18 protein-coding genes are annotated in these 13,876 nt (G+C 59.5%); 6 read left to right on the forward strand and 12 right to left on the reverse strand.

What is annotated here, in order from left to right:
• Nucleotides 1-73: 73 nt before the first annotated feature.
• A complete protein-coding gene (locus QOM08_RS00535; RefSeq protein ID WP_316912425.1) occupies nucleotides 74-1,165 on the reverse strand; it encodes an aminopeptidase in 1,092 nt (363 codons plus the stop codon).
• A 59-nt stretch (nucleotides 1,166-1,224) separates the two neighbouring features.
• On the opposite strand from QOM08_RS00535, the gene QOM08_RS00540 reads away from it, so the two are divergent.
• Entirely contained in the window at nucleotides 1,225-1,638 is a 414-nt protein-coding gene (locus QOM08_RS00540) for a hypothetical protein (RefSeq protein WP_047230066.1), read from the forward strand.
• A 38-nt stretch (nucleotides 1,639-1,676) separates the two neighbouring features.
• On the forward strand, nucleotides 1,677-2,102 hold the full coding sequence (locus QOM08_RS00545) for a hypothetical protein (RefSeq protein ID WP_316912426.1): 426 nt from the start codon (nucleotides 1,677-1,679) through the stop codon (nucleotides 2,100-2,102).
• Between the two features lie 6 nt (nucleotides 2,103-2,108).
• On the opposite strand, the gene QOM08_RS00550 is transcribed toward QOM08_RS00545, so the two are convergent.
• Both QOM08_RS00550 and QOM08_RS00555 read right to left on the reverse strand, forming a co-directional pair.
• Complete coding sequence (locus QOM08_RS00550) at nucleotides 2,109-2,342, reverse strand: DUF1161 domain-containing protein (RefSeq protein ID WP_092399797.1); 234 nt, start codon at nucleotides 2,340-2,342, stop codon at nucleotides 2,109-2,111.
• A gap of 129 nt (nucleotides 2,343-2,471) precedes the next feature.
• Complete coding sequence (locus tag QOM08_RS00555) at nucleotides 2,472-2,903, reverse strand: OsmC family protein (RefSeq protein WP_047230069.1); 432 nt, start codon at nucleotides 2,901-2,903, stop codon at nucleotides 2,472-2,474.
• 238 nt (nucleotides 2,904-3,141) lie between these two features.
• Here QOM08_RS00555 and QOM08_RS00560 point away from each other — a divergent pair, with 238 nt between their 5' ends.
• Nucleotides 3,142-4,143 (forward strand): LLM class flavin-dependent oxidoreductase, encoded by a 1,002-nt coding sequence (locus QOM08_RS00560; protein WP_058544936.1) that lies wholly within the window; start codon nucleotides 3,142-3,144, stop codon nucleotides 4,141-4,143.
• 52 nt (nucleotides 4,144-4,195) lie between these two features.
• Here QOM08_RS00560 and QOM08_RS00565 read toward each other — a convergent pair whose 3' ends face one another.
• Nucleotides 4,196-4,420, reverse strand: coding sequence for a DUF1161 domain-containing protein (locus tag QOM08_RS00565; RefSeq protein ID WP_047230071.1), 225 nt, complete (start codon nucleotides 4,418-4,420; stop codon nucleotides 4,196-4,198).
• A 116-nt stretch (nucleotides 4,421-4,536) separates the two neighbouring features.
• Nucleotides 4,537-4,752, reverse strand: coding sequence for a dodecin (locus QOM08_RS00570; protein WP_003177209.1), 216 nt, complete (start codon nucleotides 4,750-4,752; stop codon nucleotides 4,537-4,539).
• A 156-nt stretch (nucleotides 4,753-4,908) separates the two neighbouring features.
• Between QOM08_RS00570 and QOM08_RS00575 the strand changes: the two genes are divergently transcribed.
• The gene (locus tag QOM08_RS00575; protein ID WP_003196426.1) at nucleotides 4,909-5,235 is read left to right on the forward strand and encodes a YqjD family protein; all 327 of its coding nucleotides are present in this window, start codon (nucleotides 4,909-4,911) and stop codon (nucleotides 5,233-5,235) included.
• Here the strand turns inward: QOM08_RS00575 and QOM08_RS00580 are convergent.
• Nucleotides 5,208-6,125: a LysR family transcriptional regulator gene (locus QOM08_RS00580; RefSeq protein ID WP_316912427.1), complete on the reverse strand. Its 918-nt coding sequence runs from the start codon at nucleotides 6,123-6,125 to the stop codon at nucleotides 5,208-5,210. The genes QOM08_RS00575 and QOM08_RS00580 overlap by 28 nt on opposite strands.
• Before the next feature lie 112 nt (nucleotides 6,126-6,237).
• Here QOM08_RS00580 and trpB point away from each other — a divergent pair, with 112 nt between their 5' ends.
• Both trpB and trpA read left to right on the forward strand, forming a co-directional pair.
• On the forward strand, nucleotides 6,238-7,470 hold the full coding sequence (gene trpB / locus QOM08_RS00585) for a tryptophan synthase subunit beta (protein WP_047230073.1): 1,233 nt from the start codon (nucleotides 6,238-6,240) through the stop codon (nucleotides 7,468-7,470).
• Nucleotides 7,470-8,282: a tryptophan synthase subunit alpha gene (gene trpA, locus QOM08_RS00590; protein WP_047230074.1), complete on the forward strand. Its 813-nt coding sequence runs from the start codon at nucleotides 7,470-7,472 to the stop codon at nucleotides 8,280-8,282. The genes trpB and trpA overlap by 1 nt, the downstream gene beginning before the upstream one ends.
• Nucleotides 8,283-8,349: 67 nt before the next feature.
• Here the strand turns inward: trpA and QOM08_RS00595 are convergent, their stop codons facing one another.
• The 6 genes from QOM08_RS00595 to QOM08_RS00620 all read right to left on the reverse strand — a co-directional run bounded on the left by QOM08_RS00595 (nucleotide 8,350) and on the right by QOM08_RS00620 (nucleotide 13,745).
• Nucleotides 8,350-10,311, reverse strand: coding sequence for a DUF4105 domain-containing protein (locus QOM08_RS00595; protein WP_076383121.1), 1,962 nt, complete (start codon nucleotides 10,309-10,311; stop codon nucleotides 8,350-8,352).
• Complete coding sequence (locus QOM08_RS00600) at nucleotides 10,308-10,628, reverse strand: DUF2388 domain-containing protein (RefSeq protein WP_047230076.1); 321 nt, start codon at nucleotides 10,626-10,628, stop codon at nucleotides 10,308-10,310. The genes QOM08_RS00595 and QOM08_RS00600 overlap by 4 nt, the downstream gene beginning before the upstream one ends.
• 26 nt (nucleotides 10,629-10,654) lie before the next feature.
• Nucleotides 10,655-10,963, reverse strand: a complete 309-nt coding sequence (locus tag QOM08_RS00605) for a DUF2388 domain-containing protein (RefSeq protein WP_316912428.1) — start codon at nucleotides 10,961-10,963, stop codon at nucleotides 10,655-10,657.
• Between the two features lie 108 nt (nucleotides 10,964-11,071).
• On the reverse strand, nucleotides 11,072-11,389 hold the full coding sequence (locus QOM08_RS00610; protein ID WP_047230078.1) for a DUF2388 domain-containing protein: 318 nt from the start codon (nucleotides 11,387-11,389) through the stop codon (nucleotides 11,072-11,074).
• A 328-nt stretch (nucleotides 11,390-11,717) separates the two neighbouring features.
• Nucleotides 11,718-11,933, reverse strand: coding sequence for a DUF1127 domain-containing protein (locus QOM08_RS00615; protein ID WP_047230079.1), 216 nt, complete (start codon nucleotides 11,931-11,933; stop codon nucleotides 11,718-11,720).
• Nucleotides 11,934-12,251: 318 nt separating this feature from the next.
• Nucleotides 12,252-13,745 (reverse strand): acetyl-CoA hydrolase/transferase family protein, encoded by a 1,494-nt coding sequence (locus QOM08_RS00620; RefSeq protein WP_047230080.1) that lies wholly within the window; start codon nucleotides 13,743-13,745, stop codon nucleotides 12,252-12,254.
• Nucleotides 13,746-13,876: the final 131 nt, after the last annotated feature.

Here is a 13,876-nt window from a genome sequence, read left to right on the forward strand (position 1 = left end):
GGCGGTGTTGTACATGCAAGCCGCGTTCACTGAGATCTATTGTGGGAGCGAGCCTGCTCGCGATGAGGCCGGTTCAATCACCAGAAATTTTCGATCCTGCCAGCGCCTTCAGTGCCGCTTTGCGCTCATCAATCGGCAAACTGCCAAGCTTTTCCACTGCGGCATAAAACGCAACCCAGTCTCCGCCTTCCTGTTGAAACAGCGCCGCAAACGCTGGCACCCACTGGCTATACAGGCCGAACGGCAATAGCCGCGCATTGTTCAGCGGCGCATAGATCCACGCGTCGTAGCGTTTGTCGCCTGCCCACCGGGTGTCGCGCAGTCGCTGATAATCAGCGCGCAGGCGCTCGAACTCCTGGGCCTTGCGCTGGCGCATCTGTTCGGCCGGCAGGGGTTGGGTATAGAGCTGTTCCAGCCGCTGACGCGTGTCCAGGACCAGTTGGATGAATTGCTCGCGCTGGCGCATCCGTTTGCCATTGTCCGGGGCCAGCCCGCGACTGGCGCGCCATTGCCGGGTGCCTTGCTGTTCGACGAAGGTGGCAAAGGATTCATTGAATTCGGTGTCGTCCTTTACGTAGAAGCGCTGGTGCGCCAGTTCATGAAAGATCAGCGTCGCCAGGCGTTCGTCGCCCCAGTGCATCATCGAGCTCAGGATCGGGTCGTTGAACCAGCCCAGCGTCGAGTAGGCCTCTACGCCACCAATCGCCACATCCATGCCCCGCAAGCGTTGCAAGGCTGCCTCGCCACGGGCGGCGCCCTGGCTGTAGTAGCCGCGATAGGCCACGCAACCGGCGATGGGGAAACAGTGGTTTTGCGGGGCCAGGGAAAATTCTGGCGTGGCGAAGACATTCCAGACCACGAATGGGCGGCCAATGTCCGCATACAGGCGGTAGCTTTTGTTGTCCGGCAGGTGCAACTGCGCACTGGCGAATGTGCGTGCCGCACGCGCCTGGGCCAGATGAGCCCGCAATGTAGGATCGCGGGCGGGGTCGGCAATCACTTGGTCGATCGGCTCTCGGGCCTGCAACAGCCGTAGCTGTCCACTGGCGAGCTGACTGTAGTAACCCACGCTTGCACAACCGTTGAGTAACAAAAGCAGGAGGCCTGGAAACAAAATCCGGAAAACACGGTCGAGTAACCGATGGCTTGAATGCGGCCTGATCAATTGGAATCACCCTGGGAAAGTCTGCCCACAAGACTATCCCGCCTGCCTGGAGCTTCGCTATGCGCGTATTGATGCTGACGAGTGGCCTGTTGCTGCTGAGCGGTTGCGCCGGTTTGCCCGATCCCGATCCGTCGCAGGCATGGATCGACCTGGGAAGCCATCAGGACACGGCGCTGCAAGCGCTGGAAGTCGATGACAAGACGTCTCTCGACCGACGTTATTTTGAAGTGCAGCCGGGCAGCCATGAGCTGACGGTGCGTTATCAATTTGCCGTCGAGCCCGGCAACATCGGCCCGAATGCCGAGCCACTGTGGCGCGATTGCCGGTTGAATGTGAAGTTCAAGGACTTCAACGCAGGCCAGCGTTATCAGTTGCAGGCTGGCAACATCGGTTTCCGTCCATGGGCCAAGCTCTATGATCAACAGCGAAAAGTCGTGGGCCAAGGCACGCCAGCAGGCTGTCAGCAAAGCTGATCGGCGCTATGCTCATTGTCTGACTTCAGGAAATCATCATGCGCCTACCTCTGCTGCTATTGGCCTTTGTCTCCATGAGCGGCTGTGCAACCAGCCCGCCGCCCAAGATTGATCCGAACATGGCCTGGATCGACTTCGCCACGCCCATGCCGGGCGGCAAGATGCTGATGGCTGAAAGCCTGGATGGCCAACGACTGCCGGACGGACGTTTCTTCCAGGTTTCTCCGGGCAGCCACGAACTGAAAGTGCGTTTCGACTTCGAGGTGCCTGGCGGTGGTGGGCTGGGTATGCAAGCCGAGCCGCAAGAGCGGCTGTGCTACATGCTTGTGCGTTACGACCATTTCGAGGCGGGCCAGCGTTATCGCCTGGAGGGTCGCAATCTGGCGTTTACCCCCAGCGCCCGACTCTATAACGCCAAGCGTGAAATCGTGGCCGAAGAACGGCAGGTCAATTGCGTTCCGTAGGACGGCTTAGCTGTCGTTCTTCTGGTAGATGATCTTTTTGGTGCCGTTTTCGCAACTGCCCACGACCATATTTTCATCATGCACTTCATCATTGGTCACGATTTCCAATGTGTAGGAAGGCACGTTATTCGCCTGGATCTTCGCTTCGATTTCAGCTTTCAGTTCTTCACAGGATTTGGGGGCCGCGAGGGCCGACGTGGCCAATGCGCAACTGATGACCGCCAGGGCGAATCGTTTCATGCTCGAATTCCTCATGACAGCGCGCACTGCCTGTGCGCTGAAACTGCAGGTGTGCATTCGACCACAATTGCTGCAGGGTAAACAGATCACAGCCTTCAGCCGCAGTTGAAGGCTGTGATGGGTATCGCATCAGCTCACCAGCGTCGCATCCAGCGTAATCTTGGCGTTCAGCACTTTGGAAACCGGGCAACCTTCCTTGGCCTTGTTGCTCAGCTCTTCGAATTGCTCCTGGCTGGCGCCGGGGATCTTCGCTTTAAGCGTCAGTTTCACTGCCGTAATCGCAAAACCGCCCTCGACCTGATCGAGGGTGACATCGGCGTTGGTATCGATACTGCTGGCTGTGAGCCCAGCCTCGCCAAGGATCATCGAAAACGCCATGGAGAAGCAGCCCGCATGGGCCGCGCCGATCAGTTCTTCCGGGTTGGTGCCCTTGCCGCCTTCGAAGCGCGCCTTGAAGCCATAGGGGGCTTCGCGCAGCACGCCGGTTTCCGTGGAGATGGAGCCGATGCCGGTTTTCAGGTCACCTTCCCAATGAGCCGATGCTTTCTTGATGATAGCCATGTCTGCCTCCTCAATATCCGGCGCGAGGGTTCGCGCCTGGGTGTTTTTCGTTGTCAGGGTTGTGAGGATAGACCGCCCGATAAAGTTCATCCTGTCGATTAGCCGACCGATTTAGTAGGAAATTTCATGGTAGCTATTGAAACTCGGGTATATGCCCACATTGCATGGAACACACCTATAGAAACGGCAGGCTTTTGCCCGTAGGAAAAGCCCCTCATGCCGTTGGAGATGCCGGCCCATGAAACAGCTGTCCGAAGTGAAGTTCTCGACCCTCGACCTCGTGCCTGTGCGCGCTGATGGCAACGCTGCCCAGTCCTTGCGCAACTCGCTGGACCTGGCGCAGCACGTGGAAAAATACGGCTACACCCGCTTCTGGGTCGCCGAGCACCACAACATGGATGGCATCGCCAGCTCCGCGACGGCGGTCCTGCTGGGCTATCTGGCGGGGGGCACTTCGACCATTCGGGTCGGCTCCGGCGGCGTGATGCTGCCCAACCATGCGCCGTTGATCATCGCCGAACAGTTCGGCACGCTCGAAAGCCTCTATCCAGGCCGTATTGATCTTGGCCTGGGGCGCGCGCCCGGGTCCGATCAGATGACTGCCCGGGCGTTGCGTCGCGAGCGCTCCGGTAGCGCGGACGATTTCCCTGAAGACGTGGCCGAACTGATGCGCTACCTCGGCCCACGTACGCCGGATCAACGCATCATCGCCATGCCCGGCACCGGGACCAACGTGCCGGTCTGGCTGCTGGGCTCGAGCCTGTTCAGTGCGCAACTGGCCGGCGAGCGCGGCTTGCCCTACGCCTTCGCTTCCCATTTCGCACCGCGCTACATGCATGAGGCGATCCGTATTTATCGCAATCACTTCAAGCCGTCGGCGGTGCTCGACAAGCCTTACGTGATGCTCGGCGTGCCTTTGGTGGCAGCCGACACGGACGAACAGGCTGATTACCTGGCGACCTCGGTGTATCAGCGGATCCTGGCCCTGATGCGTGGCCAGAGCCTGGTGCAGCGCCCGCCTGTGGAAACCATGAACGGTCTCTGGTTGCCCCATGAGAAAGAGGCGGTTGGTGACTTCCTGGGCCTGGCCATGGTCGGCGGCCCGCAGAAAATTCGCGCCAAGCTCGAAGTGCTGATCGAGCAAACCCAGGCCGATGAATTGATCTTCACCAGCGACCTGTATGAGCATGCTGATCGCCTGCACTCCTATGAGTTGCTGGCGCAGGTCATGAAAGGCTGATCACGCGCATAAAAAAGCCGACGCATGCGTCGGCTTTGACCTTCCTGAAGTATCAGCCCTTCTTGTAGACGATTTCCTTCGTGCCGCCTTCGCAGGAGCCGACGACGTCTCCGTCAGTAGCCGTACCCTTATCGACAATTTCCAGCGTATAACCCGATGCACCTTTGGCATCGATTTTCGCTGCGATCTCGCTTTTCAGCTCCTCGCATGGCTTGCCGGCGGCAAACGCAGTACCCGCAAGGCTCAGCAAACCCAGGGCCAACATCAAATTTTTCATCGCTCGCACTCCTTGGTCGGATCAATAGGGCAGGGATCGAACAGACATGACGCGCTTGCCAGATAGCGCATCGCCATTCCCTATGGCACTCCGCCAGCGTGCAAGTTCACAGCCCGTCAGCTATTGGCAATGCGGAAGCCGACTTTAATGGTCACCTGAAAGTGCGCGGCCCGGCCATTTTCGATGTGTCCACGGGTTTCCGTGACTTCGAACCACTCCAGGTGCTTGAGGCTTTTGCTGGCTTCGGCCAGCGCATTGTTGATGGCGTCTTCGATGCTGGTGGGAGAGGAGCCGACCAGCTCGACTTTTTTGTACGTGTGGTGATCACTCATGACGTTCTCCTTGGTTGTCTTTAACAGCCTAGCAGCGAATTTTCGCCTTACGTGTGTCGCCTTTTACCGGGTGAAAGTTCAGATTTACTGCACTTTCAGAAACGGCTGGAGTCCCAATTCACACACGCCACTCAACCACTGCAGGAGAGAGCCACCATGGCCAGCAATTCGTTACGTAAAGCCTCGTTGCAAAGCATGGAAGCGGAGATCGAGAGTCTGCTCAAGTCGTTGGAAAGCCTGAAGGACGACGCTTCGGACGAGTCGCGTAAGACCCTCAAGTCGCTGAAGGCAAACGCCGAAAACGCGCTGAAACATTCCCGGCATCTGCTGAGCGACGCGTATGAAGAGGTCAAGGTGAAAACCCGTGAAACCGGAATCGCCACCCGTGATTACGCTCAGGAGCATCCTTGGACCACCGCTGGCGTCGCGGTCGGGGCCCTGGGTTTGTTGGCGGCTTATTTGCTGTGCAAGCGCGGCGACTGAGTCGGCTGGTTCAGCTCATGCCTGAGCCATTGCGCCAATTGCCGAGCGCGCCCGTCCGCGGCGCGCTTGGGTAGCCACAACGCCAGTCGCGCCGGGGTTTCGTCAAAGCCCCACGGCGCGACCAGGCGCCCGGCGCGCACATCCTCGGCGACCAGCGGTTCGGGTGCGATGGCCACCCCGAGCCCCGCCACGGCCGCCTCCAGCAAGTAATACAAATGCTCGAAACCCTGCCCGAATTTCAGGGCCTTGGGTTCAAGGGCGTTTTGCCGTGCCCAAGTGGGCCACGCCTGGGGACGAGAGGTGGTATGCAGCAGCGCCTCGCCCAGGATTGCACTTGGCGGGGCGTTTTGCAGGCGGGCGAAACCGGCGTAATGAGGGCTCATGACCGGACCGATCCGCTCGCTGACCAGTTCATAGACCTGCATGTCTGCCGGCCACGGCGGTTCTGCGAATACCAGCAACGCGTCAAGCCCCGGTCGCCTCGGGTCCAGGTCGCCTTCGCCAGCGGAGAGATGCAAACGCAGATCCGGCAGGTCGGCGTTGAGCCGGCCCAGGCGAGGAATGAACCAGCGCGCCAGCAGACTACCGGAACAGCCCAATACGAATGGTGCATCTGCCGTGCTTTGCGTCAGCTGCGCACAGACGGTGCGTAATCGCTCGAACGCCTCGGCGCTGGCGACGCGCAGACGCATGCCTGCATCTGTGAGTTTAAGGCCGCGTCCCTCCTTGATGAACAGGCTGACGCCCAAGTGTTCTTCCAGCACCTTCAACTGTCGGCTAACTGCACCATGGGTGACATGCAGCTGTTCGGCCGCCTGACTGACGCTGTTCAGGCGGGCAGTGGCTTCGAAGGCGCGCAAGGCGTTGAGAGGGGGAAGGTCATGGCTCATTTTATCTGTGAGTTTTCCTGACAGGTTGCGGCGATCTTATCGGTTTTCAGCGCGGGATGTCAGGGGTAGAGTGAACCTCATTGTCTTTCTACGCATTCGCCTGGAGCCCCCGATGACCCAGCCTACAACCCCTTTCAACCTGCGCAGTGGCCCGGACGCCAACGGCCTGTTCGGTGCATTCGGCGGTCGTTATGTGGCCGAAACCCTGATGCCGCTGATCCTCGATCTGGCCCGCGAATACGAAGCGGCGAAGGAAGATCCGGCGTTCATTGAAGAACTGGCCTACTTCCAGCGTGACTACGTCGGACGCCCAAGCCCGCTGTATTTCGCTGAGCGCCTGACCGAATACTGCGGCGGCGCCAAGATCTACCTCAAGCGCGAAGAGCTGAACCACACTGGCGCGCACAAGATCAACAACTGCATCGGCCAGATCCTGCTGGCGCGGCGCATGGGCAAGAAACGCATCATTGCCGAGACCGGCGCCGGCATGCACGGCGTGGCCACGGCCACCGTGGCCGCACGTTTCGGTCTGGATTGCGTGATCTACATGGGGACCACCGACATTGAGCGCCAGCAGGCCAACGTGTTCCGCATGAAGCTGCTCGGTGCCGAAGTCATCCCGGTGGTCGCCGGCACCGGTACCCTCAAGGATGCTATGAACGAGGCGCTGCGCGACTGGGTGACCAACGTTGACAGCACGTTCTACCTGATCGGCACCGTGGCCGGCCCGCACCCGTACCCGGCCATGGTTCGCGACTTCCAGGCAGTGATCGGCAAGGAAACCCGCGATCAGTTGCAAGCGCAGGAAGGTCGTTTGCCCGACAGCCTGGTGGCGTGCATCGGCGGCGGTTCCAACGCCATGGGCCTGTTCCATCCGTTCCTGGACGACAAGAGCGTGGAAATCATCGGCGTCGAAGCCGCCGGCTACGGTATCGAGACCGGCAAGCATGCTGCCAGCCTGAACGGCGGCGTCCCCGGTGTATTGCACGGCAACCGCACCTTCCTGTTGCAGGACGATGACGGCCAGATCATCGATGCCCATTCGATTTCCGCTGGCCTCGATTACCCGGGCATCGGCCCTGAACACGCCTGGTTGCACGACATTGGCCGTGTCCAGTACACCTCGGTCACCGACGCCGAAGCCTTGGAAGCCTTTCACAAATGCTGTCGCCTGGAGGGAATCATTCCTGCCCTGGAAAGCGCTCACGCCCTGGCTGAAGTGTTCAAGCGTGCCCCGAACCTGCCCAAGGATCACCTGATGGTGGTCAACCTGTCCGGCCGTGGCGACAAAGACATGCAAACCGTAATGCACCACATGGAACAGTCCCAGCAGGAGAAACACTGATGAGCCGCCTGCAAACTCGTTTTGCCGAACTCAAAGAACAGAACCGCGCCGCCCTGGTGACTTTCGTGACCGCTGGCGACCCGGACTACGACACTTCGCTGGCGATCCTCAAGGGCCTGCCGGCGGCGGGTGCTGACGTGATTGAGCTGGGCATGCCGTTCACCGACCCGATGGCCGACGGTCCGGCGATCCAGTTGGCGAACATCCGCGCCTTGGGCGCACAGCAGAATCTGGCGAAAACCCTGCAGATGGTTCGCGAGTTCCGTGAAGACAATAGCGATACGCCGTTGGTGCTGATGGGCTACTTCAATCCGATCCATCGCTACGGCGTGCAGCGTTTCATTGGCGAAGCGCTGGACTCTGGCGTGGACGGGCTGATCGTGGTGGACATGCCACCTGAGCACAACAGTGAGCTGTGCGAGCCGGCCCAGGCCGCCGGTCTGGACTTCATTCGCCTGACCACGCCGACCACCGATGATGTGCGTTTGCCGACCGTGCTCAACGGCAGTTCTGGCTTTGTGTATTACGTCTCGGTGGCCGGCGTGACCGGCGCCGGCGCCGCGACGTTGGAACATGTGGAAGAAGCCGTGACGCGCCTGCGTCGTCACACCGATCTGCCGATCAGCATTGGTTTCGGCATTCGCACGCCGGAACAAGCTGCGGCCATCGCACGCTTGGCCGACGGGGTTGTGGTCGGTTCGGCCCTGATCGACCATATCGCCAGCGCTGAGACGCCGGAGCAGGCGATCGATGGGGTGTTGAGCCTATGTGCTGCCTTGGCTGATGGGGTGCGTAAGGCGCGGATTAGCTGATTGCCTGATTGAGTCTGCCAGTAATAAAAAAGGGGTTCAGAACTCGGTTCTGAACCCCTTTGTGGCTTCAAGGCAACTCCAACCCGCCACCCGCCTTGTGCAGCTTACGCAAATGCTCGCCTATCTCTTTGACGTTAGCCTCACTGGCACTGATTTCTGCCGCGCGGCTTGGCTCAAGCAAGGCCCTGACTTCCTTATCCAAATCCCCTGTCAGTGTTTGAAGCTGTTTCTGACGCAAGCTGCTTTCGGATTCCAGTCGCTGCCATTCGCTGGGCTGCGGCAGCCCGTAACCGCTGCTGCCCAGCAACTCGGCGGGACGGCTCAGGAAACCGCTGTTGGCGAGGATCTGTTGCAGTGTTGCGTTGGCCCTTTCCATGCCGCCGTTCTGTAATTCACGGGCACCGAGGTAGCGCTGCTTGACCTCATCCTGGGCCAATAACAGTTGTCGGCGATAGCTGGCCTGTTCCAGCAGGAGTAACGCCGCGCTGGTGCGCAGGTCGGCCCGTTCAAACCATGGCCGGCGTTCTGCGGCGCTCAGGGCCAGCCAGTCTTCCACGTTTTGTTGCTTGATCGGCAAGTGTTTCTTCAACACCTCGAACATGGCCTGGTACCGCTCGCGGAAAGAGTCGAAGCGGTAACCCAGGCGCAAGGCCTCCTTGGGATCATCGAGCACGCTGGTATCCGCCAGACCTCGCCCCTTGAGCACTTCCAGCAAACCGTTGGGCATGATGCTGTCCAACCCCTTGAGCTGCGCATTGTTGCTGCCGCTGCGCAGCAATTTCAGGCTTTCCACCGCGCAATTGTTGGACAGGAAGTAATAGTTGCCGTCATAGCTCCAGTGCATTTCGGCGGCGTGTTCAACCGTTTCCTCGATCTCGGACCGTGTCAGGTTCAGCGGCACCGAGGCCAGGCTGCGCAGTTCGGTCTTGGTGTATTCATCGATGACCTGGGCCAGCGGCAGTACGAACAGGCGCGACGGGTATTTGCCCACCAGGCCATCCCAGCTCGACAGCTGCACATCGCCCACGAAGGCGCGGTATGACAGCACCAGGTGTTGATCCAGATCCAGACGGCAATCCGGCCCACGGGGGCGGTCCGGCGCGCAGATCACCAGCCGCAGCATGCTGTGGCCCCAGCGGCTGACCCAGTTCTGGTTGGCTTCGGCCAAGAGGTAATCGATGGCGTAGACCCGCTCTGGATCAACCTTGCCCAGTGGCGTCTTGGCAAAGTCGTTGCCGGCGTTGAGGAACGCGAATGACGGGGCGCAGGTATTCTTGGCGGCGGGGGCCCAGCCAAAGTGTTCCTGATAATAGCGATACAGTGCTGGCCGTCGGCAGGCGTAACTCGGGTCCAGGAGAAAGTACTCCATGTTGACCGCGACGAACTCCTTGGGGCTGCTCGTTTCGTAGATGTCCGGGCTGCGGGCGACCTGGCGATTATGCTGTTCCCGTTCACCACGACGGCCGACGTATTGCGGCCAGCCGGCGAGGTCCAGCAAGCGGGGATCATCACTGAGGGTGAAGCGGCGGTCGTTCTGGCCCCGGCATTCATCGGGAAGGCCGATCAGCCCGGCGCTGCTGGTGCGTCGGGTGCAGCGTTGGATCAGCGCGCGTTCGGCGTTTGGCCATAAACGCGAGCGATCATAAATGTGGGTCAGTTCATGCAGGACCGTGGCGAGCATTTCCCGCCGCACGGTGCCGTGGGGGCGATGGGTCTTTTGCGTTGCGGCACTGCCGTCGGTGAGGCTGTCGAGCAGGTTGCGATTGAGGTCCAACTGCGACACCAGCGAGGCCTGGCCGTAGGCGTTGGCGGGCATCCGGTCAGTCCAGCCCACATTGATGCGTCGGTCCAGCTGTTCGATGAATCGCGGCGGCAGGGCCTGCATCGCTTCATCGAGCAGCGCCTGGCTGGCCTGCTGTTGCGCCGGGGTCAGTCCTTCGTCGTTAAGGTGCAGTTGCAGGCCAGCCTGGGCGGTGCTGCTCAAGAGCAGCACGACCCCGGCCGTCAGCCAGACGGCGAACGGCCTCACAATGCGAGGATGGCTTCGGCGAGAACCTGGTCACTGGCGTCGCGGGCTTCCGGTACGCGGGTGCGCAAGGTGTCGAAGGCGGCCTCGAGGTGAGCGCCACGAATTTCCCCGTTACTGGCGACGAAACTGGCCGCATCGTCATGGGCTTCACGAACGATTTTCGAGTCACGGATGGATGTGGTGGTGTCGGAGGTGAAATCGATCGTGCGCTGGGAGGCGCGAACGACGATGTTACTGGTGGCTACCAGGGTTTGTGCCTGGGCCACATCGGCCAACACCAGCAGGCCTAGGGTGGCAGCAATCAGCGGGCTACGCATGGAACGACTCCGAAGAATAAAGATAACTATTGGACGAGAATTGCCTGTGCCAGTTCAAGGTCGCTGACGTGAAGTTTTGGGTGGGTCCGGTGTAGATAATCCAGGGCCGACTCCAGTTGCGCACCTCTCAACTGCCCATCGCTGGCAACGAATGCCGCAGCGTCATCGTGGGCGGCGGCGATCAGTTTATGGTCGAAGGGCGCGGAGGTCACCATGCTCGTGGCATAGCCGCTGATCACGACCTGCTGGGTGGAGACATCGAAAGCATGGGCCGGAACGGACCAGCATACAGCGCTGAAGAAAAAAGCGAGGGACAGATCTGAGTAGAAACGCATAGGACTCGACTGTTGATGGTGAGTCCGAAGGCTAGCGCAAACCACTGCGCCAGAGCCAGCGCTGAAACATCGGAACACCATTGGCGTCCCGATGTTTCATGTCTGGAATCAGATCACCAGGATGGCTTGGGCCAGCTGCGCGTCGGAGGCGTTCAACTGGGGCGCCTGCTGACGGATGTAATCCAGAGCGCTTTCCAGTTTCACACCGCGGATGGCGCCGTTACTGGCGACGAAACTGGCAGCATCGTCACGAGCGGCCAGGACAATTTTGTCGTCGCGAAACGACGAAGTGATATCGGACGTTGCGTCGGAAGTGGCCTTGAGCGCACCCACGAGGGAGTCGGTGGTGACGATAAAACTACTGGCATTGGAGTGGGCGGCTACGGCCAGCAGGGCGGCGGCGCTGAGCAGACGAAGACGGATCATGATGAAACTCCTTGAATAATGAAGTGGTGCCGGTGCGTGTAGCTGGAAGAGAAGACGCATGCTCGACCCGCTTCGCCACGTTCGTTTCGATATTAGGTCAGAACGAGGTGGATGACAGCTTGGCCATTGGCAATTTCCACGCTTCTACTACAGCTCGATAAAACTGTACTGGTTATTTTCTAACTATTCTTAACTGTGCAGGTGCGTGGTTTTTGGCAAAACCAGGCCTCTGAAACGACAAGACCCGTCGCGGTTTCCCGCGACGGGTCTTGTTTGTTCAATTCGGTGCTGGCGGTGGACCCGGTGGGTCAGGGCCAGCGACGCTGAGTTAGCGCCAGAACGGCTTGCTCAGCTCTTCGTAGCGTTGTGCTTCGCTGATACCGGCGTCAGCCAGCAGGCGTGCATCCAGACGGGCCAGTTGGTGGCGGCTGGCGATGCGGCGCTGCCACAACATCAGGTTAGCGATAACGCGAAGAGGCAGGGAAGCCTGGTTTTTTTCAGCTTTGTCTTCGAAGAACAGCTCGGAACTGAGTGTACGTTCCATGGTTGACATCCTTCCGCTTATGGCGGGATTAGGTAGTGGTTTAACTGGTGCCCATGATCCTCTCGTTTGGCCAGTCTCTCTAGATACAGTTCACCTGTAATGTGAGAGACCAGTTAACTGTTAAACGGTGGTGTACTGGTCAATATTGAGGCAACTGTACCTGTGCGCACTATTTTCGTGCGTTTTTGCTGTGAAAGCGGAGATGTGTGGGAGTTTGCTGTAGGAAATCACAGGTACAGTAGTACAGTTTTTGTGGTTTGTGGGCTGAAAGCGATGGCCAGTGAAAACTGTATTTGCTGCCAGGGTGATCCAGCTGTATTAAACCGCCAGCATCTGCCCGGTCTCTTCCAGATTCAGGTGCCAACTCAGTGCATCGCGCAGGATGTGCGGTGTATGTCCGCCCAAGGCGCACGCCGCTTCAAAATACTCGTTCAATGCCTGGCGATAGGACGGATGCACGCAATTGTCGATGACCACCCGCGCCCGCTCCCTTGGCGCCAGGCCACGCAGGTCGGCCAGGCCAATCTCCGTCACCAGGATGTCGACATCGTGCTCGGTATGGTCCACGTGGCTGACCATCGGCACGACACTGGAAATTGCGCCGCCCTTGGCGATCGACTTGGTCACGAAAATCGCCAGATGCGCATTACGCGCAAAGTCCCCCGAGCCGCCTATCCCATTCATCATCCGCGTGCCGCAGACATGGGTGGAGTTGACGTTGCCGTAGAGGTCGAACTCCAGTGCCGTATTGATGGCGATGATGCCAAGGCGGCGTACCACCTCGGGGTGGTTGGAAATTTCCTGGGGGCGCAGGACCAGCTTGTCCTTGTACTTCTCCAGATTGCCGAATACGTCGGCATTGCGCCGGCCCGACAGCGTAATGGAGCTGCCAGAGGCGAAGCTCAGTTTGCCGGCGTCGATAAGGTCGAATGTAGAGTCCTGCAGGACCTCTGAATACATGGTCAAGTCTTCGAATGGGGAGTCGATCAGCCCGCACATCACGGCATTGGCGATGTTGCCGATCCCGGCCTGTAATGGACCGAGTTTATTGGTCATGCGCCCGGCGGCGACTTCCTGTTTGAAGAAGCCGATCAAATGATCGGCAATGGCCTGGGTGTCGCTGTCCGGCGGCATGACTGTCGAAGGCGAATCCGGCTGATTGGTGATGACAATGGCGGCGATTTTTTCCGGCGGTATCGGGATGGCGGTGCTGCCGATACGGTCGTCGACCTTCACCAAGGGAATCGGTGTGCGGGTCGGGCGATAGGTCGGGATATAGATGTCATGCAACCCTTCCAGATCAGGGTTGTGGGCCAGGTTGATTTCAACAATGACCTGCCTGGCGAAAATAGCGAAGCTGGCCGAGTTGCCCACCGAGGTGGTGGGCACGATATGGCCTTGCTCGGTAATGGCCACGGCTTCGATCACTGCAATGTCCGGCAACTTGAGCTGGGCGTTACGCAATTGCTCGACGGTTTCCGACAGGTGCTGGTCGATGAACATCACCTCGCCAGCGTTGATCGCCTTGCGCAACGTGCTGTCGACCTGGAATGGCATGCGCCGGGCCAGTACGCCGGCTTCGGTGAGTTCCTTGTCGAGGTCGTTCCCCAGGCTCGCACCGGTCATCAGACTGATTTTCAGTGGCGTGACCTTGGCGCGCTCAGCCAGGGCGTGGGGCACTGCTTTCGCTTCTCCGGCGCGGGTGAAACCGCTCATGCCGACGGTCATGCCGTCCTGAATCAGCAAGGCTGCTTCTGCAGCGCTCATCACTTTGTTCAACAACGAGGGCAGGCGGATGCGATCACGGTACATGGGTGGTTATCTCGGGCTGGAAGCTGGATGCGCAGTCTAGTAAATTCGCGCCGTGCCCGACCCGCTACAAAAGTCGCATTTAAGGCGTCTATTACGGGCGTTTCAGGCAAAACATTATTACCGGATCGGTA

Source organism: Pseudomonas sp. P105 (assembly GCF_032614175.1).
Classification (GTDB): Bacteria; Pseudomonadota; Gammaproteobacteria; order Pseudomonadales; family Pseudomonadaceae; genus Aquipseudomonas; species Aquipseudomonas rhizophila.